This window comes from Exiguobacterium sp. GL_137 (genome assembly GCF_057834585.1).
In genome coordinates this window covers 2,095,619-2,118,428 of sequence record NZ_CM174406.1, presented here as the reverse complement: position 1 = coordinate 2,118,428, position 22,810 = coordinate 2,095,619, and the positions used below count along the sequence as shown (strand labels likewise).

The window sequence follows — 22,810 nt, the reverse complement described above, 5'->3', positions numbered from 1 at the left end:
TCACTTTTTTTAAAGGAGTGAACCAAGCGTGAGAACACGAGAAGATGTGCTCGAATGGTTATCGGCGTTACTGGCATTTGGCATCAAACCAGGGTTGAGCCGGATGAACGCGATACTGGCGGAACTTGCAATTGATCCGGATACGATTCCGACGATTCATGTTGCGGGAACAAACGGCAAAGGATCAACGGTCGCTTTTTTGCGGGAGATGGGTGTAGCGGAAGGATTGCAAATCGGAACCTTTACGTCACCGTATATCATTCAGTTTGAGGAACGAATCATGTTGAACGGTGTACCGATCAGTGAAGCGGATCTGGTTGAGGCGGCTAATATGGTTCAAGCTGCAATCCTGAAATTAGAACCGGTAATCGGGGCAGTGACGGAATTTGAAGCTCTGACAGCACTCGCCTTTTATCATTTTCATCAGATTCGTCCTGATTTCGTTATTTATGAAGTCGGACTGGGCGGTCTGTATGATTCGACGAATGTCCTGAAGCAACCAAAAGCCGCAATTATTACTTCGATCGGTCACGATCATCAGGCGATTCTCGGAGATACGCTCCAAGAGATTGCTTTACAGAAGTTCGGGATCATTAAACAAGGTACACGAGTCATTGCGGGAAAACTGCAGGAAGAATTAACGGTTCCGTTGATGGCCTATTGTGGCGATCGGCAGGCGAGCCTGTCCTGGAGTCAGGAAGTCATCCGGCATTACCGGCTGAGTGAGACCGGCACATGGGCGACCTATGAAGGGATTCCCGAGACACGTCTAGGGCTGGAAGGGATTCATCAAGTCCACAATGCGGCGAACGCTGTCGTCTGTGCGAAACAACTCGGCTGGTCGAAGACCTCTATCCGGCGCGGACTGCGGAATGCGACGCATCCGGGACGGTTTGAGATCATCTCCCGCAAGCCGCGGATTATTTTGGACGGTGCCCATAATCCGGAAGGGGTGACGGCACTGGTTGAACGACTGAAGGAAGAGTCAAAACCGGTTCTCGTCCTGTGTTCGATTTTACGGGACAAGGACCGCGAAGCAATGCTCAGGCAGTTGCAGGAAGTGACGCCGAATATCTACGAAACGACGTTTGATTTTCCACGGGCGCGGTCGCTTGAAGAATTGAAGATGGACGGAGCGAATGCGATGGAACTCAACCGTTTTTTCAAGGAAGTGGATACGACGGAAAAGACGCTCATCGTCACGGGATCGCTCTATTTCATCAGCACGGTTCGCACATTACTAAAGGCGCAGTCTTTTACAAAAAAGGGGAAACGCTGAAAGTCCTTGTATACTAATGGTGGGGTAATATAGTCCTAGATTGCATGATCTTAAGACGAGGAGACGATGGAGATGAAACGTTGGGTACGTCTGTTTTTAGTCAGCTTATTGATATTTACTAGTATTACGTATATACAACCACCATATACAAAGGCAGCAACCGGAGAAAAGTTCAGAATTCTGGAAGTGCGGGATGACTGGTCGACGACGAACCGGATTGATCCTAGTACAGTTGTGAATTCGATGTTGACGGGTCTTGATAAAAATCAGTTCGAGATCAAGATGATGACAGTCAAAGAATTAAATGCATCGCGTTTTCCACTCGACGGGGCATTTGATGCGATTGTTTTTGATCCGTCTGTGTTTACAGGACTAGACCGTTATTCGGTCAAGATTTCCGATACATCAAAACAGCATAATACAAGTAAAATTGAAAATGATATTACGAAATTAAAGGCAAATGAAATCAACACTGCATACATTAAAAAGGGATTACCGGTCTTCTTACATCAAGATGTTCTGACGCACTCATCAAGTAACTTTACATCGGTTTTTAAAGGTGTTCCAACGTATACAGATCTTTCAAGCGTTATCACGAGATTGAAGGCATCTAAAATCATTCGCCCTCGATTAGAAGGCGTTTCCGTTCGACAACAAGGAACGGCTTTGACGGGAGTCGATAAAGGAACAACAGCTGTTCCGAACGTTCCGATCGATTTTACGTATACGACAAGTATCGAAAATACAAATCAACTTGTTCAACTGTACATTGATTTTGACAGCAACGATCAATTTGAAGAGTCGGAAAAAGTCGATGAGAAGCCGGCCGGTAAGACAGGCACGCTAAGCTATAACTTCGATGCACCAAGTTATACCGGTCCACGGAACTGGATGATTCGCGTTTCTAGTAGTGACGGTTTGACGGATTATAAAACCGGCAGTTTTTTAATGAAGGATCAGGTCGCGGAAGCGAAAATTCTTCAAGTGACACGGACAGGAACGACCGGATCCATCAATGGATTTATGAATACTGGAACGTTACTGAAGCAGGATGGATTTTATGACTTTAATGTCGAAGTCATTACTGCAGACACATTTAATCAAACGTATTCGACTAAGAATTTAAATACGGCTTACGATATGTTGATTTTTGGTTTTCAAGATTCTTATGGTGCCGCATCTTTGAGTGACGCTGCATCGAACGCGATCCTTGGGTTTACGAACACGGGCCAAGGATTGATGTTGTCTCACGACACGATTTTCCGTCCGAATCAATCAGCGATTCCCGAGCTGTTCTGGGAAAAGAAGTTTGCTGATTTAGCAGGACAAAAGAATTTTACGAATATGGGCTATGCGGCGCCGCGTACATCGGGACAAGCAGTTAAGCAAAACGATGGCGTCATGACAACTTACCCCTTCACCTTAGGAAGTAATGTCTTAATTGCAACGACCCACAACCAATACTTTGGACTGGACTTGGAACAACCTGATTTAATTCCATGGTATAACATTCGCGAAAATAGTGTTGCCGCCTCGAACCAAGATACCGGTCGAACAGTTGGCGACGCAAGAAATCATTATTATATGTATACAAAAGGAAATATCACCTATTCGGGTGCTGGACATACTTCGACATTCAGTCAACAGCAAGAAAAAGAACTGTTTTCAAATACAATGTACCGCGCTTTTATTGGAGCAAACCATAAGCCGCTCATTAAAAATATCTTGCCGGATAATCAAGCCGGTTATTTAAGTAATGAGCCACTTACAATTTCGTATAAAGTGAATGATTATGATTTACGGGATCGCCAATTAAAAACACGTATTTATATCGATAACGAAAAGGTATTTGAGAACGATAAATTGAAAAATAATTCCTTTGTCAGTCAGACGTTTAACGGTAAATTGGCGGGGAAAACGTCAGCCGTGATTCGGATTGAAGCCGAGGACCAGCGTGGAGCGAAGACGGTTGAAACACGAACGATTCAAATCGTTCAGCCCTCTGCTTCATCGCCGTTCATCTTATCACGTTCCATCGATCCGGCTACAATCCCGCAAGGTGAAACAGCTGACATCACCTACACTGTCAAAACAAGTCCAATGCTCCAAAAAGATGCGATTGGAAATAATGGGTATATCATGGGGCAATTCTCTGTCACGATGGAGAACATCCTTTTTAGTGAAAATTTCCCGACAAATGTTGATGTCATTTCAGCGACCGGACTCGGTAACGTTAAAATTGTGGATCAAAAATTGACTGGAGATATTCCGGATATTGAATATGATGAAGCAATCGAAGGTGTCCATAAAGGCTTATGGATTGCACAGCCGTCTGAACTCACCTTTACAGTGAAAGTTCGGGCGAAAGACAGCGCTGGTACTCATTTATTTGATAAAAAAGACAATACAGTCAGTTCGACCAAAACGATTTATCGCGATAAAAAGAATGGAAAAGACAAATCGTCATCGGTGTCCAATGATACACAAGCTTTCCCGACGATAGGGTATGCTTTATCAAAACCTTTTGCAACAGAAGTGAAGATTCCGTCAGTCCGAATCGATCTCAATACACCGTCTTATAAAGTTTTGCCGGAAATCAGTCCGGTAGGCAGTCAATACGGAACGTTGAAGTGGTCGATTGCAGACACGGACATTGCAACCATCAACCAAGAGGGAATCATTGTGCCGAAAAAAATCGGCACGACGGATATTAAATTGATTGTCCCTGTTGCAAATGGCAAAGAATTGGTCGCAACCTCTAAATTGACCATCAATGATGTATTTGGCGGACTGATTGTCCGTGACGTTCCGAATGTGTTGTACGTGGGACAAACGAAGGCAATGACCGGGGATGCCATCATGTTATCTGGAACGGATGCACCGATTAAATGGATAGTGACGAATCCTGGATCGGTTGAATCGAAAGGAAAAGAAACGGATACGTTGACTTTAACGGGTGTCAAACCCGGTATGCTGACTGTGCAGGCGGTCGTACCAGCTACAGCAGGCGCAACGACCTACTTGGCGCAATCACAAGTTTATACGATTGAAGTCAAGGTTCCGGAACTAACTGTGAATCCAAGCAACTTGGAACTATGGGCGGGAACGACTCAAAATATGACCGCAACGTTTTCGCCGGATATCCGCTTACCGTTTGTTCTTTCTAAAATCAGTGATGCCATTGAATTGACTGCAACCGGTACCGGATATACCGTCAAAGGATTGACCGGGACTCCAAACGGTCCAGTCGATGCGGTATTACAACTAAGTGACTTCCCGGATACCCGTGCTGTAACAAAAATCAATGTGCGTGAAAATCCATTGACGTTGACGGCAAATGATTTGACGATGACGTTACAAGATGATCAAAAACGCCCTCTTCTCAATTGGTTGCCCGTTACGACGACAGAACGTTTCTATCGTCTCGAAGTCATGCAAGGAAAAGAATACGTCAAGACGGATGCGACTGCTCAGACGCTAAAGGCTCTTCGTCCGGGTGTTGCCCGAATCAAAGTGACTGCCTTAAAAGAAGACAAGAGTGTTTTTGAAGTATTGAAAGACGGGGAAAAAGAGAAGCAACCGTTGACGACAACCTTTAAAGTCACGATTTCATCTGACGGATCAACAGGAGAAAGTGATACGGATGTGTATTAAAGAGGAGCAAGCGACGTGACACGAAAAAAAATCATGCTCGTCGTTCTCCTGTTCTTAGTTGGAATTGGAGGAACGACCTATCTGTTAATTGATTATCGAAATCAACAAACGTTTGAAGAGAGCCTAAAGGCGAGTGATGCCACTAAGTTGCAACAGGCTGTAGCGACGGTTGATTTATCAACAAAAGAACGAAACCGATACATTCGGAAATTTCAAGAAACGCTTGAGTATGAAAAAGCACTTGTTTTGTTAGACCGGACAAGTGCCAAAAATCAACAAAATTGGTTTTATGTCGCTCAGTTTGCCCCGACCGATATCGTCAAACAATGGTTAGCGGCGGGCGCTTCGATGAAACAAGTAAATAAGAACAAACAAAATGTTTTGCATGTCGCAACAAGTATCAATCGTTCTGTTGATGCTTATGATTTACTCGTCAAACAAGCTTCAAAAAGTCAGCTGAATCAATTGGATCGATTTGGTCATACACCGCTTTATTATGCGACAGTCGATCAAAATCAAGAAGCGATGGAGTTGCTACTCGCAGCAGGCGCTGTTCCAGACAAAGGAACAGATCCACCGATTTATGAGACCGTTAAACAAAATCGGACCGACTTATACCAATTGTTAAAAACGAGTGGGGCCTCAGCAAACACGAAACAAGTTAAAAAAATAGCAAACAACTACGGGGCAGAATCATTTAAGTAACAAAAAACACGACATCCTCATAAAAAGGATGCCGTGTTTTTGTATGTCATGGAAGGCGTTTAGGTGTTTCAACATATAATTGAACGGCTCGGCTGAGCGGAAGCATTGCCGTCGGGTTTTGAAGAACACTGGCGTCATAGGTCAGACGAAGGCGGGATTTTTCAGCGTCCGCGGATTGCTTGGCTTTCATAAAGGTCTCGAGTGCTGTTACATCTTGCGGGAAGCTGTTTTCCGGTAAATCCAGCGTTCCACGGTAGGCATTGACTTCGAGAATACCTTTCGTAAAGATTCCGCCTTGCAGGTTCATCGTAGAACCGACCGAATAAATTCGATTCAAGGCAGGATCATCACTGTATAAAAAAGCACTCATATCAGGTTTGGTTGTTTGTGGTGTTGAAAACTTATTCACACGATTAATCGTCAGGCTTCCTTTACTGAGAAGAATCAACGTATTTTGATTCGACGAACTGGCGATTCCTTGGATATTTGCATCATCGAGTCGACTCGAGCCCGTCGAAAATATCGTCGTCGCAAAGCTGACATTTCCTCGAATCAATAGATTACCGAGAACAATCATCGGGCGTTTGATTTCAAGTGGTTGATTCACCGGATTTAAAGAGGAAATGGTTAAGTTTCCATCAATGATGAGGGGTTCCATGGAGGCTTTAACGATATCATCAGTGATTGTCACTGTATTGTTTTCTGTTGGTGCCGGACGAATCAACTGTTTGTCTGTACTGAGTTCATTCAAAAAAGGTCCCGTTAAGACAGCTTGTTTAATAGGTTGAGTCCGCAAATATCCGGGCAATGTCGCAAGTGGTGTTGTACTTGGAATATTTAAAAAATCATTCAAGGCAAATTCAAAATCGAAAGGCACCAGTGCTTCTTTCGTTGCGATCAGGTCTGTCTTGACGGTCGGATCGAATACACTCGTATCACAAGATAAGAAGTCACGACAGCTCAATAAAGGCTGATCCTTTGGCTGGAAGACTTTGACTTGACCATCAATATAGGCACGGGCTGTTTTATCCGTGTAGGAGCCGGTTGCGCCATTGTAGATGAAGTTTGGTGACGCGGATACTTGTAACGGTTGCCGGGAGAAGACATTTCCTTGAATCCGCGGGGCACCGTTTAAAATGACTTGATTATCAGAGCCTAGAATGTAATATAAGAAACTTGGAATAGCGGACAAATAGACACGTTGCGCATACTTTTTCCGGACCGTCGGCTGATCGCCTTTTGTTTCTTCAACCTGTGCCGTCAAATCGAAGGCTTTGACGCGGACATTTGATGCGGCTTCATTTAATGTCACTTTGACGTTCGGTGCTGCAGTCGCAAGCTTTAAAATGATTTGATTGGTCGGGTCATTAAATAACTCCTTCGACGAACTCGTCGGACTGGTTCCGGCTGTCGTCGCGACGATTTGCTGTAAAGCAGCAATCGCTTGTTTCAATTCATTTTGTGTCGCTGATTCTACTTCGATATTCGTCCCACGAATTTCTGTCAGTCGTGTGGATTGGAGACTGATGCCAATCGTCGCGACAGCCAAAACGGATAGCACCGTTAATGTTACTAATACAAATAATAAAGTATAACCTTCTTCGGATTTTCGCATGGGTCATCCTTTCTCTCTTAAAAGCCAATCGTGCTTGTGAGGGTTTGTGTTTCTTCTTGATCGACGGACTGAATCGTTAAGGTGATCGTTAAGATACCGTGGACCACATAGACACCGGGGTAATCACCTGTCGTAATCGTGACCGTTTCCGGACGGGACAGGGTAAACGTTTTTTGCATGCTCGTCTGCTCATTGATGTTTTCGAGCGGACTCTTATAAATCAAGGTCGTTTGTTCTGTCTGTTTATCGTCGAATCTATACGTAACGGGCTCGACCACATCTTCTTGATTCGCGTTATACGGGACGAAACCAGCCGACCGTTCAAGTAAGCCGGTTGCTTGACTGAGACTGGGTAACGTTTTTTTGTAGAATGCGAGTTCGTTTGCTTGGTCGATTCGAATGGCATCAAACCCTGTGATTTCATTTAATATCAAACCAACCGAACTGTCTGCTTCGCTCCGCAATTCACTGATGATACCGGTCGCTTGAAAACTTTTTGTACCGGAGATGAATACTGTCAAAATGACGGCACTGAAAATAGCAGCGATGACGATGGCGACAAGCAACTCGACAAGCGAAAAGCCATCATTTCGTTGAGGGAAAACTTTGATTAAGCGTCGCATTGGTGATCGATCCTTTCAAAGACGTAATCGGCTCCGGTTGTCCATCCGGATAGACATAAATATACAAATCAAGCAGATTTGGATCGTTTTCACCGTTAATCTTACGGGGCGTGACACTGAACTTTACATCAAACGGTAGATTATTTATTTCAGCATCGTTGAAGATTGAGTCACAAATAGCCGATACACCACATGACGGCGTGTTCGGCGTCGGTATTTCAAAAGAACCATTCTGATAAATCGTTTGTTGTGCTTGTTCCTTCAAATCTTCAAAAACAAAGGGACCGGATTCTGTCTCGATAGCTTCCCGCTCGATATAGGAGGCGGCATTCTTTGCTAAATAATTGGCAAACGTCAATTCGGTACTGTCCCTTGAAGCTGCGAGGGACTGGGAAAAGATACTGATTAACGATACAGAAATAATCGATAAAATCGTAATACTGACTAATACTTCAATTAATGAAAAACCAGCTTGCTTGTTTGGCACGGATTCACCTCATGTCTAAATCAATAGGATTTCTGGACTGAAAATTAAAAAAAGGTATGTATTCACACGTAGAGAAAGTATTTGTCAGGTAGGACTTATGTTTCATCATAATATTCATTATAATGGAAATACTAGACACCTGAAATGGTTATTTCATACGGAAAGGAAACAGATGATGATAAATTTCAAACGTTTTGCTGTCCATACGTTGCTGCTAGTCGCGTTAATTGCTCTAATCTATGTTCCTTCATTTGCCTTGATTTCTTTTACAGGCAAAGCAACAGTCATCGAAAAATTTTCTGATACCGCCCGAATCGGTTCCGTTCCAGTCAGCGGACTGACACGAAAAGAAGCAAAACCGAAAGTGCAGGAAGCCGTCACGTCCTGGTCTAAAAAAACACCATTGACCGTTGGAACAGGAGAAGAGACATTACCGATTCCGACCGAACTGGTGACATTTAAGGTCGAAGAATCCATCAAACAAGCTTCTTTGAAAAAAGGCGGATCTTTAAAGGTAACTGTCAATCAAACTGCAATGGAAGCCTATCTTGCCTCACAACCGATTACATATACAGAAGAACAGGTGAAGACGTTTAACACCTGGTTGATTAAAACAAGTCAAAAGCTGGAAGAAGGAAACTTTGACCCGGCTGAAACAGCAGCAGCGATTGATCCGGCAGGAGAAGTCGTCTCGAGTGTCACGTTTACGACACGTTCTGCAGCAGAAGAACAGATGATTGACGGAATGGCTCAAGTCGACATCAAAGCCGGCCAATTGATGAATGTTAAGACGTACGGCATGGATCCAGTGGCTGCCTCCTTTATTGGCAGTAAATTGTATGAACTATTCGCGAAAACACCGTTTGAGATTGTCGAACGGATGCCGCATAAGGAATTACCGGACGACATCACACTGGGTTATGATGTCAAGATTGATGAGAAAACTGATTTTGCCGTTCGAAACACTCAAGCGGTTAATTACCAAGTCGTCGCGACGAAGAACGGGAGTGATGTCACGCTGGAATTACGCGGGACACCGTTCAAAGAAACGGTCACGGCCGTACTCGAAGCGGAAAAAACAATTCCGTACCGGACGATTACACGGTATTCTGCGACGCTGTCTGCAGGAACAAGCAGTGATACGCAGTCGGGGATTGAAGGAAAGTCGATTGAATTGTATCGTGTCACGAAATCCAATCAAGGAGAAGTCAAACGACTACTGGCCCTTGATTTTTATGCGGCGACACCAGCCATTGTGACGAAGAGCAGTCAAGAAGAGTTACCGCCTGTCGTCACACCACCGGCAGAAGAACCGTCAACCGACTCGACGGACGATACAATGAATGATGAAACAACCAATGACTCGACAGATAACTCAACAACTGACTCAACGGATGGAACAACAGACGGAACGACGACACCAGAAGAACCTGTAACACCGGATCAACCGACGGTACCGGACACTCCGGATACGCCAACGACAGGAGACCCGGCATCTCCGGTCGAAGATGATTCGACGGAAGGCGCTGTTGGCTGATCTTGCCAAAAAGAAAAGAGGATGAATATGAACTGGACGGACTTAGCAATTGAACTTGGTATCATCATCGGTCTAGCGACCATCATTTGTGGTTTGATGTTTGCGATTCAAATCCCTTTTGTCACGACTACGGCAGCAAAAGTGATTCTGTCCTTGACGGCGCTCGTCCTGGTCACTTCCCTCTATTTAATCGTCAAGTTTGACTGGATTTCGAATCCTTTCGTAATTGCCGGTTACGTTGTATCGATTCTCGTTGTGACGGCAATCACGAGTGTCGTGGATGAAAGAAAGCAGAAACTGACACCACTGGACGAGGAAGAAACATGGCACGCGGAAGGATGACAACGTAAATGGCAATGAAACGAAAACGACTAGGTGAAATGCTGTTAGAAGAGAGTGTGGTGACGGAAGCGCAAATTGAAGAGGCGCTATCCGTCAAACGGACATCTGAAAAACTGGGGGATACGTTATTACGACTTGGTCACTTGACGGAACAACAGTTGATTGAAGCATTACATCATCAATTAAAAATTCCTGTCATTCAACTGTATAATTATCCGGTCGATGTGGCGGTAACGAAATTGATTTCAAAGGAACTGGCACAACGACATACGCTTGTGCCGGTTTACCGCGAGGGGAATCGGCTGTTCATCGCGATGGCAGACCCGATGGACCTAATTGCGATTGATGACTTGCGACTTCAAACAGGATTAATGATTGAGGTAGGCCTTGCGACACGCGATGAAATCCGACGGACAATTTTAAAGTATTACGATATCGATTCGTCACTGCGAGAACTACTCGAGTCAGACGAGATGACGATTTCGGATACATCACGTGATACGGTTACACGTGAAGATGCTCCAATCATCCGTCTGGTCAATCAAATACTCGAGAACGGAATTTCCCAGCGGGCATCCGATATTCATATGGATCCACAAGAAACGTCACTTTCGATTCGGATCCGGATTGATGGTGAATTACGTACAGAAAACAATTATCCGAAACAGATTCAAAATATTTTAACGACCCGGATCAAAGTCATGAGTGAACTGGATATTACGGAAACTCGCTTACCACAGGATGGACGCATTAAATTCCTACATAATGGGGTTGCCTATGATTTCCGGGTCTCGACATTACCAACCGTCTACGGCGAAAAAGTCGTCATTCGGATTCTCGACAGTTCGAACTCGAACATCTCGATCGCAAAAATCGGATTCAGTGAACGGAACGAACAACAATTTCGTGAGATGCTCAAACGGCCAAACGGAATTATCTTAATCACGGGACCAACCGGATCAGGAAAGTCATCGACCTTGTATGCGGCTTTAAATGAATTAAATGATGAAACACGTAATATCATTACGGTTGAAGATCCGGTCGAATACCAAGTGGACGGCATCAATCAGGTCCAGGTCAACTCGAAAATCGGTCTGACGTTTGCCAGCGGACTCCGCTCGATTCTCAGGCAGGATCCAAACGTCGTCATGGTCGGGGAAATTCGTGACATCGAGACCGCCGAGATTTCGATCCGGGCTTCATTAACCGGTCACCTGGTCCTGTCGACTCTGCACACGAATTCAGCCGTCAGCTCGATTACCCGATTGATTGATATGGGAGTTGAGCCGTTCCTTGTGGCCGCTTCGGTCACCGGACTGATCGCCCAGCGGCTTGTCCGGCGCGTTTGCCGTGACTGCGGGGAAGTTCAGCCGTTATCGAAGCGCGAAGAAGAGTTGTTTGCGCAAGAAGGTATCACGGCGACGACCGTCATGCGTGGACGCGGCTGTTCCTCTTGTAATATGACAGGTTATCGTGGACGTCTGGCGATTCAGGAAGTCGTCGTGGTGGATGAGAGCTTACGACGGATGATTATGAATCAATCAACGGAGAGTGAAATCACAATGTATGTCAGATCACAAGGACAACGGTTATTGTTGGCGGACGGTTTAGCCAAAGTCGCGCAAGGTATCACGACGACGGAAGAAATTCTACGGACGGTGATTTCCGAATGAGTACGATGGAGCGCGCCCAAATTGAAGATATCTTACGATCGTCGAAAGAAAAAGAAACATCCGATGTCCATCTGACGGCCGGTTCACCGCCGGTCTTTCGCATCAACGGCACCTTGACACCGTTCGGTACAGAAAAGATGAAACCGGTCATCATCGAAGGGTTCGTCCGGTCCCTTATTACCGAAGAAATGTTTTTACAGTTAAAACAGGACCGGGATATCGATTTTTCATTTGGTGTGACAGGAGTGGCACGCTACCGCGTCAATTGTTTTTATCAACGCGGGGCGTTGTCGATGGCCTTTCGGACGATTCCGACTGAAGTACCGACACTCGATCAATTGTCATTGCCGCCGGTCTTAAAACGTTTCCTGACGAAGCCGCACGGCTTGATTCTCGTGACCGGTCCGACGGGTTCCGGGAAATCGACGACACTGGCAGCGATGATCAATGAAATCAACCAAACGATGTATAAGCGGATCATCACGCTCGAAGATCCGATCGAATATTTACATAGTCATCAGAAAAGTCTGATTGACCAGCGGGAAATCGGTATCGATGCCCCGCGTTTTGCGACCGGCTTACGGTCTGCTCTCCGGCAGGATCCGGATGTCATTCTGCTCGGTGAGATGCGGGATCTTGAAACGATTTCAACAGCAGTGACAGCAGCAGAGACCGGTCATTTAGTCTTTGCGACGGTCCATACGTCGACGGCAGCATCGACGGTCAGTCGGATCATCGACGTCTTTCCATCCGAGCAACAAGACCAGATTCGGGCTCAACTCGCGAACGTTCTAGCCGGTGTCGTCTCACAACGGCTGATGCCACGAACGGATGGAACCGGTCGTGTCGCAGCACTTGAAATCATGGTTGATACACCCGCCGTCTCAAACTTAATCCGGACCGGGAAAGAATATCAGATCCAATCGGTCTTACAGACAGGGAAGCAATACGGCATGCAGACGATGCAGATGGCATTACAAGACTTAGTGAGTCGAGGTTTGATTCCAGCATCAGCCGCGACACCTTACATATCGGGGTGAACCAATGACAGTCTTCAAATATGAAGGTCGTACGATGACCGGTAAACGTAAAAAAGGAAAAATTACGGCACTTACGAAACGGGAAGCGGCGGAACGCTTACGGACGGATCAAATTGCCGTGACGTTACTTGAGAAGCAAGAGTCCAAAGGCTTAAATACGGAAATCACATTTTTAACGGCCAAACCGAAAATCGAGCATCTCGTCATGTATGCCCGTCAGTTCGCGACACTCGTACGGTCCGGTGTCTCAATCGTCAAAGCGACGGAAATCTTACGGAAACAGACGGAATCAAAGCCGCTGGAACGGGCGCTGGTCGAAGTCGAAGATGATTTGCGGAGCGGGATTCAATTTTCACAAGCGATTGAAAAACATCCGCGTGTTTTTGATACGTTTTTTGTCAGTATGGCAATGGCAGGGGAGGCAAGCGGAAACCTGGAAGAAGCGCTCGATAACATCGTGACCCAGCTCCAAAAACAGTATGAAATCAAACGGAAAGTCATCTCGGCATTGATTTATCCGGCGGTCGTCTCGATTGTCGCCGTCGGGGTCGTCGTCTTCTTGATGCTGAACGTCGTTCCAACGTTCGCCTCGATTTTTGATCAGCTCGGCAGTGAGTTGCCGTTGATCACGAAGATCGTTGTCGCCGTCTCTGACTTTTTTGTTGCCTACTGGTGGGTCTTACTCTTGATTGTGTTTGGTTTACTCGGATTACTGTACTTTAACTTAAAAAATGAGCGGCAACGGGTTGTCTTCGACCGTTTACTGTTGATGATTCCTGTGTTCGGTCCGTTGATTCAAAAGTCACAAATTGCGTTAATGACCCGTGGACTGGCTGTCTTATTGAATGCATCGGTTCCAATTCTTACATCGCTTGACATTACGGAACGCATCGTCACGAACCGGGTCATCCGTAAAGGAATTGCTGCCGCCAACGAAGCGATGTCGCGGGGGATTCCGATGCACGAACCGTTAGCGAAAAACAAATATTTTCCACCTCTTGTCACGCAAATGATTGCGATTGGGGAAGAATCGGGACGACTCGACTCGATGTTGACGGAAGTCGCCGATTTTTACGAAACGGAAGTTGAGACGACGACCGACCGCTTGAAGTCAATCATCGAGCCGTTATTGATTGTCGTACTCGCGGTTATCGTCGGTGTGATTGTCATCGCTGTCGTTGTTCCGATGTTCAAAATCTATTCCGATATTCAGGCAAGTTGACAACTGCGAAAACATTTACCTGATGTAGAAAAAATCCATTTTCTACAAAAAATATGGTGCTACTATAATAGTATCGATTTGGATAGTATGACCTATACGTCAGGAACAGTAAAAAAGTACTAGGGAGGAATAATAAACATGTTAGAACGTCTGAAAGAGATTTGGCTCGATGCCAAACAAATGCGTGACGAGCGCGGCTTGACATTGATCGAGTTACTCGTTGTTGTCGTTATTTTAGGAATCATTGCAGCAATCGCTGTCGTCGCAATCGGCGGATTGATTGAAAACTCACGTAAGGATGCCGTTGTATCCGATGCGAAACAATTGGTTTCGGCTGCGAAGTTGTATACTTCTTCTAATCCAATTAAAGCTGGTCAAACAGTTGTAATGGGAGTGAAAAAAGACAAAGGAGCATTCCCGACAACTGGTGGTGGAGTGCTTCTAGATAAATACATCGATAGCATGGAAGATCCTTTCAACTCGCCAAATTCATATTCAGATGCTTTTGTTTCTGTAAAAGAAGAGAACGGTAAATATACTTACACGGTTACTCTAAAAGGTGATAAAGATTACTTCGTTACAAAAGCTCCTAGCGAATTAAAGCGTGACAATGTTGCTACGACAGCAGCAGGTGAATAATTAGTTTCGTACCCCCATCTCGGGGGTTTTTTTCTGAACTTTTTTAAGGAGGGAACTGTATGATGACAGTCGTCTTTACCGTTTACTTTTTTCTGATCGGAATGCTCGTGACATCCTTTACGAACGTCGTCGGCTTACGGGTTCCGGTCGGGGAATCAATCGTCCGTCCGCGGTCGCATTGTCCGAACTGCGGGCATGTGCTTGGTCCGCTCGAACTGACACCGGTCATCGGCTACTTGATGCTAGGCGGCAAATGCCGGACGTGTCAGCTGCCGATCTCGATCAAGTATCCGGCACTCGAATTACTCGGCGGTATTTTGTATGCGTATGCTTTTTATCAGTTCGGTTGGTCGATGCAATTCGTCTTATCGATTTTGTTGACGAGCCTGCTCAGTATCCTCGTTATGTCAGACCTTGCCTACATGTTGATTCCGAATAAAATCTTATTATTCTTTTTACCGATTAGTCTGATTGTTCGCTACCTTTCTCCCCTTGAGAACTGGTATAATCCAATTATTGGCGGAATCGTCGGATTCTTTCTATTGTTCGTGATTTTTCTTGCGTCACGACAAGGGATGGGAGCAGGAGATGTCAAACTGTTTGGGGTGCTCGGAATTTTTTTAGGACCGTTACACGTCGTCATCGCCTTGTTCGTTTCCGCTTTCGTCGGATCAATCATCGGACTCGGGTTACTCGGCTTCAAGCGCGTTGAACGAAAACAGCCGATTCCGTTTGTTCCCTCGATTGCTGTCGGAACGTTACTGACATATTATTTCGCGGACGATTGGGTGAAGCTTTATCTCGATCTGTTCCTCTAGGAAAGGAAGAATATACATATGGCGCAAGCTCGGCGCAGAGGTACATATATCTACTTTAATTTCACAGATGTCGGGATTTTTGGAGCGGTCGTCAAAAAGGGGGTCATTAAGCGGCGGGATGTCGTTTCCTTACCACCCGGAACCCTTCAGGGTGGATGGCTCCAACCGGAAGCATCACTCGATCTGATTTTTGACAGCTTACTAGCGAAGTTGAAGGTGCCCCGCGGTTCACAGGCGGTCCTCGCGATTGACGGATCACTCGTCCTGGCACGGAAACTTGAAATTCCGGAGACCGTCGAAACCAATCAGATTCGCGGTTATTTGTTCATGGAACTGGGACACAGTATCGTCTTACCGTTTGAAGAACCTTATTTTGATTACACGTTGCTCGAAGAAGACGGTAAACGGGAAATCATGTTGTATGCAGCACCAAACGAAGCGTTAAAACAATACATGGAACTATTCCGGAAAAAACATATCCGCCTCGTGGCAGCGGAACCGCAACCACTGGCGACATTTTTTGGTCTCGATTCGCTGTATGAAGTCGAAGCCGACAGCAATCTGTTGATTTGGAACGTCAATGCGACGAATCATCAGTTGATCATCATCGAAGACAAAGTCCCGCGTCTGATACGTTCGGTCGATACATTTGTCGCGAATGCCTGGGAAGTCGATGTCATCGAGGACCGGTTGCATTACCGCTATCAATCAGATGATGCCAACGTCGAATTCATCCTGGAAGAGATGTTACTGGAATTTTCACGTGTGCTTGATTTCTATCGTTTTTCGTTAGCGCGTGACGGGCGGGAAATCAGCCGTGTCATGCTGACGGGAGATTTTCCGTTTCAAGAGGAACTGGTGCGCCGGTTCGAAACGAACTTTGACGTCCGGTTGGAACAAGTTCCGGATGTACTCGATGTAGCGGGGCAGCCGATTCCAAAAGCTTACTTACCCCTCGTCGGTTTAGCGACAGTCCATAAAGACCGGATTAATTTATTGCCGGACAGTGATGTCGCACCAAAGTTTCCGTTGATTGCCTCGCTGATCCTGCTGCTACTCGGCGGGGTGGCAGGCGGATATCTGTACTGGCAGACCGATCAATTTGCTGACCGGCTCGAGACGGCAAATAATCAGATCCAAATCGTCCGGACGTTGCAATCGGAATCGGCTCAGTCGGCCAAACAAGAAGTTGCGCAGCTCAAGCAAACCGTCGACGGACTGGAAGCGACACCACGTCCGGCTGTGCCGGCTTTGGAACGGATTACGCGGTATCTGCCGGAACGCGGCTATATTCTCCAGTTTGCCTATGGAGCCGACCATCTTGTGACGATGAATGCCCAGTTTGAGACGTTAGATGAGTTAAACGGTTTTTACCGTCAATTGTTGACGGATACGGCCTTTACCGGAGTGACGTTAACGAATGTCACGACGAAAACGATGAATGAAGAAGCGGAAGTCGTCACATCGACGACGATTGATCCGACGACCGGCGAAGAGATTCCGACGACGACCATTACGCCGACGGACGAGACGGAGACGGAAGAACCCCGCTATATCGGGCAATTTGGTCTGACGGTTGTCCCGGCGGAAGTCATCAAAGGGGAAACGAACCAGGCGGATCCCGATGCGCCGAAGGAAGATGCAACGACGGATGCCGTGGTCGACCCGGGAGCGGATGCGACGGAAACGGTGGAACCACCGACGACTGGCACAGAAGCGGACGAACCGGTTTCGACTGAAGTAGAGGAGGTGGAAGAAAATTGAAACGATACAGTGGTCTCATTCTTCTTGCCTTGACGATTGTCTTGATTGTCGGGGGGCTCGGCTACTTCGGTTATACGACGTACACGACGTATCAGGAATTACAGCAAACCGAAGCAACGCTTGAACGGGAACAGATGGCGCTTGAAGCGGCAAAAGCGAATGAACAGAAAGTCGATGTTGCTGAATCCAGCTTCCTCCAAAAACAGGTGCCGGTCGTACCGGCGAATGATGATGTGATTGATGCGATCAATGCGGCCAGTCAAATTGCCGGTGTGAAAGTCCAAGCCATCACGTTTGGCGCAACCGGAACGGAAGCAGCTCCTGCATCGCCGGTCCAGTCAACGCCTGCCGTGGACGGTGCAATGGCGACGGAATCCGAGACGGAAGCTGCGGCAACGGCAGAGACACCGGTTGCGACCACAACGGCGACGGCACTGCCTGCTTCTTTGACGGTCGAAGCCCCGTCCTATCTCGAACTGATGGCTTTTCTTAAACAAATCGAACGGACGGACCGGATTACGATTTTACGCCAAATCCAGTTGACCGGTCCGGATGAACCGGGTCCAGGGAGCCAGACGATTGTCCTTGAAGACGAAATGATGTCCTTTACAGTGGAAATCGAAAGTTACTACCGTCCGGATTTAACCAAGTTGATTCCGGATAAACAGACGCCGCTTCAGGAGACGACCCCGAAATCGGATCCGTTTGTCGATGTTACAGGTAATTAACCCCAAAACAGGTGTTGCTCTGACTCGGAGCGGCACTTGTTTTTCGTTATACTGAAAGTTGATTCCAGTAAGACTGGTCGAAAAAGAAGGAAAAGAGCGTGATACTGATGATAACGCAACACTCATTGATTCTGGCTTCGGCCTCTCCGAGACGGACCGAACTGTTACGGCAGATCGGTGTGCCCCATATGATACGACCGGCCGATGTGTTGGAGGAAGCCCCGTATCCGATGTCAGCTGACGAGTACGTGATGTATTTATCACGGAAAAAAGCCCGGACCGTGGCGAAGTCCGGTGAAATCGTCCTGGCAGCAGATACGGTTGTCGCCCTGGATCGGCACATTCTTGAAAAACCGGTCGATCAAGCGGCTGCTCTCGAGATGTTACGACGGTTATCCGGACGGACACATGAAGTCGTGACCGGCGTGACGATATTAACGGACGAGCGGGAGGAGACGTTTACGATCACGACGAAGGTCCGATTCTGCGATATCCCGGAAAGCTGGATGCTGGCTTATGTTGCGACAGAGGAACCGTATGACAAGGCAGGCGGATACGGGATTCAGGGAAAAGGTGGTCTATTCGTCGAAGCGATTGACGGCGACTATTATAATGTCGTCGGTTTACCGATCAATCCAATCAGCCGTCGTCTCGAAACATTTGGAATCAAGCCGATGTTCGCGTAATTTCATGAACAGAAAGGTCGGATGAAGTGATTGAATGGCCAAAGGATATGATTCAGTTAAAGGGTTTGGCACAGGCGACGACGGTGGAGTTATTGGCATGTCTCGTCCGCAGCGGGACACGGAACCGGAGCCCTCTTGAAATTGCTGAAGATTTACTCGACATTTATCCGTCGCTAATTGAACTGGAAGCGGCAGGTGTCGGGGGACTGGAAAAGGCACCGGGCGTCGGCAAAGCAAAGGCGCTTCAAATCATGGCGGGACTTGAACTCGGGCGGCGGCTTGTCACGGAACCGAAATGGGTCCGTCCGGTCGTCCGCTCACCCGATGATGCCGCCGAATTATTGATGGAAGAGATGCGGCTCTATCAGCAGGAACACTTCATCTGCCTGTACTTGAATACAAAAAATGAGGTCATCTCGAAGAAGACGCTGTTTATCGGAGGGCTCAATACATCGATTGTTCACCCGCGCGACATATTTCGGGAGGCCATCCGTTGTTCGGCGGCAAGCTTCATTGCTGTCCATAATCATCCGTCCGGCGATCCGACGCCGAGCCGGGAAGATATCGAAGTCTCGGAACGAATGGTCGAAGCGGGCAGATTGATCGGAATCAGTTGCATCGATCACCTCGTCATCGGGCATGGACAATTTATTAGTATGAAACAGCGGGGATTTATGTAAGAATAACGTCTGAGGGGGAACTGTGCTTCCTGACCTCAGGCGTTTTTAGTTTTGTAATAACCATTGAACTGTAAACAAGCTGTAACGTTTTAACGCTTTCCAAGGAAGGCTTTTCCGTTATAATTAGTGAAGTGTATTCTCAGAGAGGGGTTTTTTGAATAATGTTTGGATCATTTAGCCGTGAAATCGGCATTGACTTAGGTACGGCAAATACGCTCGTTTATGTGAAGGGGCAAGGAATCGTCGTGCGCGAACCTTCTGTCGTCGCATTCCGTACCGATACAGGCAAGATTGAAGCAGTAGGTAACGCAGCAAAAAACATGATTGGACGGACACCGGGAAACGTGACGGCACGACGCCCGATGAAAGATGGGGTTATCGCCGATTATGAAACAACGGCTACGATGATCAAATACTTCATGGATCAAGCAACAAAGAAAAAAGGATTATTTTCTTCTAAAACAAACGTCATGATTTGTGTACCGAGCGGGATTACGTCCGTTGAAAAACGTGCGGTCGAAGACGCGGCGAAACTTGCTGGTGCACGTGAAGCCTATACGATTGAAGAACCGTTTGCAGCAGCAATCGGAGCAGGTCTCCCGGTTTCTGAACCAACAGGATCAATGGTCGTCGATATCGGTGGCGGAACGACGGAAGTCGCGGTCATTTCACTTGGCGGTATCGTAACAAGCCAATCGATTCGTGTCGGTGGAGACGAGATGGACGAGTCAATCATTCGTTACATCAAATCGAAATACAACCTGATGATCGGTGAACGGACGGCTGAAACGTTGAAAATGACGATCGGTTATGCCCGGATTGATGAAGAGTCGGAAAACGAGACGATGGAAATTCGTGGACGTGATCTCGTGACGGGACTTCCGAAACAAATCGAAGTCACAAGCGCAGAAATTTGTGATGCGTTATCAGATACGGTCGATGCAATTTTAGCCGGTGTCAAACACACGCTTGAACAAACACCGCCGGAATTATCAGCAGACGTAATGGACCGCGGAATTGTCTTGACAGGCGGCGGCGCCCTTCTGAAAAACTTGGATGCCGTGATTGAAGATGAAACACGCATCTTGACACTCGTTGCGGAAAACGCGCTTGATTGTGTCGCAATCGGTACAGGTAAATCATTGGAGATGATGAATGTGTTACGTTCGAAATCAGGCATCTCACAAAAAAGATAAGGACGGGATGAGCGATGAAGCGATTTTTAAATAATCGAAAACTGCTCATCACACTCCTTAGTTTTCTCCTTTTGGTGATTTTAATCGGAATTTCGCTCCAAGGACGTAACCAGACCCACTGGTATCAAAGTTTTGTCCGCGATACCGTCGGGGTTGGCCAACGTCTTTTTGCGACACCGATTGGCTGGATTGATGATACGGTCACTTCGGTTAAAGAAGTGCGCGATGTGTATAAGGAAAATGAGTATTTAAAATCACGACTGGGCGACTATGCCGGAAATTCCGTCAAAGTCCGCGATTTGGAACGTGAGAACAATGAATTAAAAGACATGTTGAAGCTAAAAGGATCGATTCGGGATTATACGTTATTGCCGGCAGAAATGATCGGTCGAACGTCATCCGAATGGCAACGCTTCGTCACGGTCAATATCGGAAAAGAACAAGGTGTCAAAGCCAATATGGCCGTCGTGACAGCAGATGGTTTAATTGGCCGTGTCATTCAGACAAGTGCCTACACATCACTCGTTCAATTGTTATCAGATACGAGCCGGACGAACAATGTCTCAGCAGTTGCGGACGATACGAAAGGAAAAAGTGTCTTCGGTACGATCGAAGGATTTGATGAAGAGACGAATCTCTTGAAATTCACGAAGATTCCGAACGACGCCAAACTGAAAAAAGGTCAGACTGTTACGACATCCGGACTCGGTGGTAAGTATCCGAGTGGTATCGTGGTCGGAAAGATCGAACAAGTGAAATCGGATCAATACGGTGCTTCGAAAATCGCATACGTCAAACCGGCAGCAGACTTCGAACAGTTTGGTCACGTTTTTGTGATTCAACGCGAAGCGAAGGAACCTTTCGCTGAGACCGACAAGGGAGGGGACACTAGTGAATAACATCAAGTTGTTTTTCGCCGTGTTCCTTCTTTTTATCTTGGAAGGAACGTTGTTCGCAGGTCCGCTTGGAGACGGCTCTCCTTACGTCATTCATGTTACGTTGATCGCGTTGATGTTTTTAGGGCGTTATGGAAAAATTGAGCAAGCGCTTGGTTTTGGACTGCTGTTCGGTCTGTTATATGATTTCGTCTATTCGGATATCATCGGAATTTATTTATTTGCGCTATCTGCCATTCCGCTTTTTAGTAGCTTCGTGCTAAAATATGTAAAGGAGAACGTATTAACGATTATCGTCACCTTTACGTTCAGCGCTATTTTGTTTGAACTGGATATTTATTTCTTCACGGCTTCGGTCGTAGGAGTCGGTGTTCCCTTCAAGGAACTCGCGACACAAATCATTCCAAGGAGTCTCATTGCTCAGTTGATTGGGATCATCGTGCTGTATTATCCGATGACGCGACTGGTGCAATCCACATTTGATGAGAAAAGAGGATGAGTCATGATTGAGCGTAAGCGTTATGTAACGATGAAGGGCCATCGTGGTGGCCTCGCCGTCTATGTAAATGAAAGGTGCAGTGTGGATGAATTTCTTGACGATTTAGAATTGACGCTTGCAGACAAATCCGTCGAGAACGGACGCGCCGTTCCGATTACTTTCTTCTTCGGTCGCCGTTACGTCGACGAAGGCGTTGTGACGGCTGTCGAATCCATCGTTGCGCGTCATGATTCATTTTCGTTTAATGGGTACGACAGCGAGTGTCTGACGAAGGATGAAGCAAAAGCTCTGTACGGGGACCGAACGTTTCATTACTTTGGCGGCACGGCCCGCAGTGGGCATGTCGTAGATGTTGAAGGATCGATCGTCGTCATTGGCGACATCAATCCGGGAGCCGTCGTTCACGCAACCGGCAGTATTTATTGTCTGGGGGCGTTACGGGGAACGGTTCATGCAGGAAAAGGCGGGAACGAGCAGGCTGTCATTGCGGCAAGTATCCTGCAGCCGAAATGGATTTCGATTTCCGACTTCGTACATGAAGATCCGGATGATGCGCCGATCAAGGCGTTAGAAATGGGTTGTGCTTTTGTAGGGGAAACAGGAGTCGAATTTTCTCGTCTTCAAACCGTTCCGCTTGCGCGGATGGATCAATTTGCGATTGATAGTGAAAGAGGGTGACAGATATGGAACAAGTGAAAGAACAGGTACATAAAGATGCGAAAACGCA

At 46.7% G+C, this 22,810-nt stretch carries 21 protein-coding genes; 18 read left to right on the top strand and 3 right to left on the bottom strand.

Annotated elements, in window-relative coordinates; genetic code table 11:
• Positions 1-28 precede the first annotated feature (28 nt).
• The 3 genes from AC3IRK_RS11200 to AC3IRK_RS11190 all read left to right on the top strand — a co-directional run bounded on the left by AC3IRK_RS11200 (position 29) and on the right by AC3IRK_RS11190 (position 5,638).
• On the top strand, positions 29-1,279 hold the full coding sequence (locus AC3IRK_RS11200) for a bifunctional folylpolyglutamate synthase/dihydrofolate synthase (RefSeq protein WP_214852852.1): 1,251 nt from the start codon (positions 29-31) through the stop codon (positions 1,277-1,279).
• Between the two features lie 72 nt (positions 1,280-1,351).
• Positions 1,352-4,933 carry a GEVED domain-containing protein gene (locus AC3IRK_RS11195; RefSeq protein ID WP_489169972.1) on the top strand — a complete coding sequence of 1,194 codons (3,582 nt, stop codon included), beginning with the start codon at positions 1,352-1,354 and terminating at the stop codon, positions 4,931-4,933.
• Positions 4,934-4,948: 15 nt separating this feature from the next.
• Positions 4,949-5,638: an ankyrin repeat domain-containing protein gene (locus AC3IRK_RS11190; RefSeq protein WP_131502742.1), complete on the top strand. Its 690-nt coding sequence runs from the start codon at positions 4,949-4,951 to the stop codon at positions 5,636-5,638.
• A gap of 46 nt (positions 5,639-5,684) precedes the next feature.
• Here AC3IRK_RS11190 and AC3IRK_RS11185 read toward each other — a convergent pair whose 3' ends face one another.
• Genes AC3IRK_RS11185 through AC3IRK_RS11175 form a run of 3 tightly spaced genes read right to left on the bottom strand, consistent with a single transcriptional unit; the run spans position 5,685 to position 8,363 of the window.
• The gene (locus AC3IRK_RS11185) at positions 5,685-7,253 is read right to left on the bottom strand and encodes a type II secretion system protein (RefSeq protein WP_489169971.1); all 1,569 of its coding nucleotides are present in this window, start codon (positions 7,251-7,253) and stop codon (positions 5,685-5,687) included.
• A gap of 17 nt (positions 7,254-7,270) precedes the next feature.
• Positions 7,271-7,876 (bottom strand): PulJ/GspJ family protein, encoded by a 606-nt coding sequence (locus AC3IRK_RS11180; RefSeq protein ID WP_131502740.1) that lies wholly within the window; start codon positions 7,874-7,876, stop codon positions 7,271-7,273.
• Positions 7,839-8,363, bottom strand: coding sequence for a type IV pilus modification PilV family protein (locus AC3IRK_RS11175; RefSeq protein ID WP_131502739.1), 525 nt, complete (start codon positions 8,361-8,363; stop codon positions 7,839-7,841). The genes AC3IRK_RS11180 and AC3IRK_RS11175 overlap by 38 nt, the downstream gene beginning before the upstream one ends.
• A 175-nt stretch (positions 8,364-8,538) precedes the next feature.
• On the opposite strand from AC3IRK_RS11175, the gene AC3IRK_RS11170 reads away from it, so the two are divergent.
• From AC3IRK_RS11170 to AC3IRK_RS11100, 15 genes are all read left to right on the top strand, one after another.
• Entirely contained in the window at positions 8,539-9,900 is a 1,362-nt protein-coding gene (locus AC3IRK_RS11170; protein WP_489169970.1) for a G5 domain-containing protein, read from the top strand.
• A gap of 27 nt (positions 9,901-9,927) precedes the next feature.
• A complete protein-coding gene (locus AC3IRK_RS11165; RefSeq protein ID WP_131502737.1) occupies positions 9,928-10,242 on the top strand; it encodes a hypothetical protein in 315 nt (104 codons plus the stop codon).
• Between the two features lie 8 nt (positions 10,243-10,250).
• Positions 10,251-11,915, top strand: a complete 1,665-nt coding sequence (locus AC3IRK_RS11160; RefSeq protein ID WP_131502736.1) for a GspE/PulE family protein — start codon at positions 10,251-10,253, stop codon at positions 11,913-11,915.
• Complete coding sequence (locus tag AC3IRK_RS11155; protein WP_489169969.1) at positions 11,912-12,955, top strand: type IV pilus twitching motility protein PilT; 1,044 nt, start codon at positions 11,912-11,914, stop codon at positions 12,953-12,955. The genes AC3IRK_RS11160 and AC3IRK_RS11155 overlap by 4 nt, the downstream gene beginning before the upstream one ends.
• A gap of 4 nt (positions 12,956-12,959) precedes the next feature.
• On the top strand, positions 12,960-14,177 hold the full coding sequence (locus AC3IRK_RS11150) for a type II secretion system F family protein (RefSeq protein WP_131502734.1): 1,218 nt from the start codon (positions 12,960-12,962) through the stop codon (positions 14,175-14,177).
• Positions 14,178-14,315: 138 nt separating this feature from the next.
• Positions 14,316-14,816, top strand: coding sequence for a type II secretion system protein (locus AC3IRK_RS11145; RefSeq protein WP_489169968.1), 501 nt, complete (start codon positions 14,316-14,318; stop codon positions 14,814-14,816).
• 59 nt (positions 14,817-14,875) lie between these two features.
• Positions 14,876-15,634, top strand: coding sequence for a prepilin peptidase (locus AC3IRK_RS11140; protein WP_489169967.1), 759 nt, complete (start codon positions 14,876-14,878; stop codon positions 15,632-15,634).
• An 18-nt stretch (positions 15,635-15,652) separates the two neighbouring features.
• Entirely contained in the window at positions 15,653-17,398 is a 1,746-nt protein-coding gene (locus AC3IRK_RS11135; RefSeq protein ID WP_489169966.1) for a fimbrial assembly protein, read from the top strand.
• Positions 17,395-18,126, top strand: coding sequence for a hypothetical protein (locus tag AC3IRK_RS11130; RefSeq protein WP_131502730.1), 732 nt, complete (start codon positions 17,395-17,397; stop codon positions 18,124-18,126). The genes AC3IRK_RS11135 and AC3IRK_RS11130 overlap by 4 nt, the downstream gene beginning before the upstream one ends.
• Positions 18,127-18,233: 107 nt before the next feature.
• Positions 18,234-18,812, top strand: a complete 579-nt coding sequence (locus tag AC3IRK_RS11125; RefSeq protein WP_426355412.1) for a Maf family protein — start codon at positions 18,234-18,236, stop codon at positions 18,810-18,812.
• A 47-nt stretch (positions 18,813-18,859) separates the two neighbouring features.
• Complete coding sequence (gene radC, locus AC3IRK_RS11120) at positions 18,860-19,492, top strand: RadC family protein (RefSeq protein ID WP_188005452.1); 633 nt, start codon at positions 18,860-18,862, stop codon at positions 19,490-19,492.
• Positions 19,493-19,653: 161 nt separating this feature from the next.
• On the top strand, positions 19,654-20,688 hold the full coding sequence (locus AC3IRK_RS11115) for a rod shape-determining protein (protein WP_012370984.1): 1,035 nt from the start codon (positions 19,654-19,656) through the stop codon (positions 20,686-20,688).
• 14 nt (positions 20,689-20,702) lie between these two features.
• The gene (gene mreC, locus AC3IRK_RS11110; protein WP_131502729.1) at positions 20,703-21,587 is read left to right on the top strand and encodes a rod shape-determining protein MreC; all 885 of its coding nucleotides are present in this window, start codon (positions 20,703-20,705) and stop codon (positions 21,585-21,587) included.
• Positions 21,580-22,083: a rod shape-determining protein MreD gene (gene mreD, locus AC3IRK_RS11105; protein ID WP_012370982.1), complete on the top strand. Its 504-nt coding sequence runs from the start codon at positions 21,580-21,582 to the stop codon at positions 22,081-22,083. The genes mreC and mreD overlap by 8 nt, the downstream gene beginning before the upstream one ends.
• A 3-nt stretch (positions 22,084-22,086) precedes the next feature.
• Positions 22,087-22,761 carry a septum site-determining protein MinC gene (locus AC3IRK_RS11100; RefSeq protein ID WP_131502727.1) on the top strand — a complete coding sequence of 225 codons (675 nt, stop codon included), beginning with the start codon at positions 22,087-22,089 and terminating at the stop codon, positions 22,759-22,761.
• Positions 22,762-22,810: the final 49 nt, after the last annotated feature.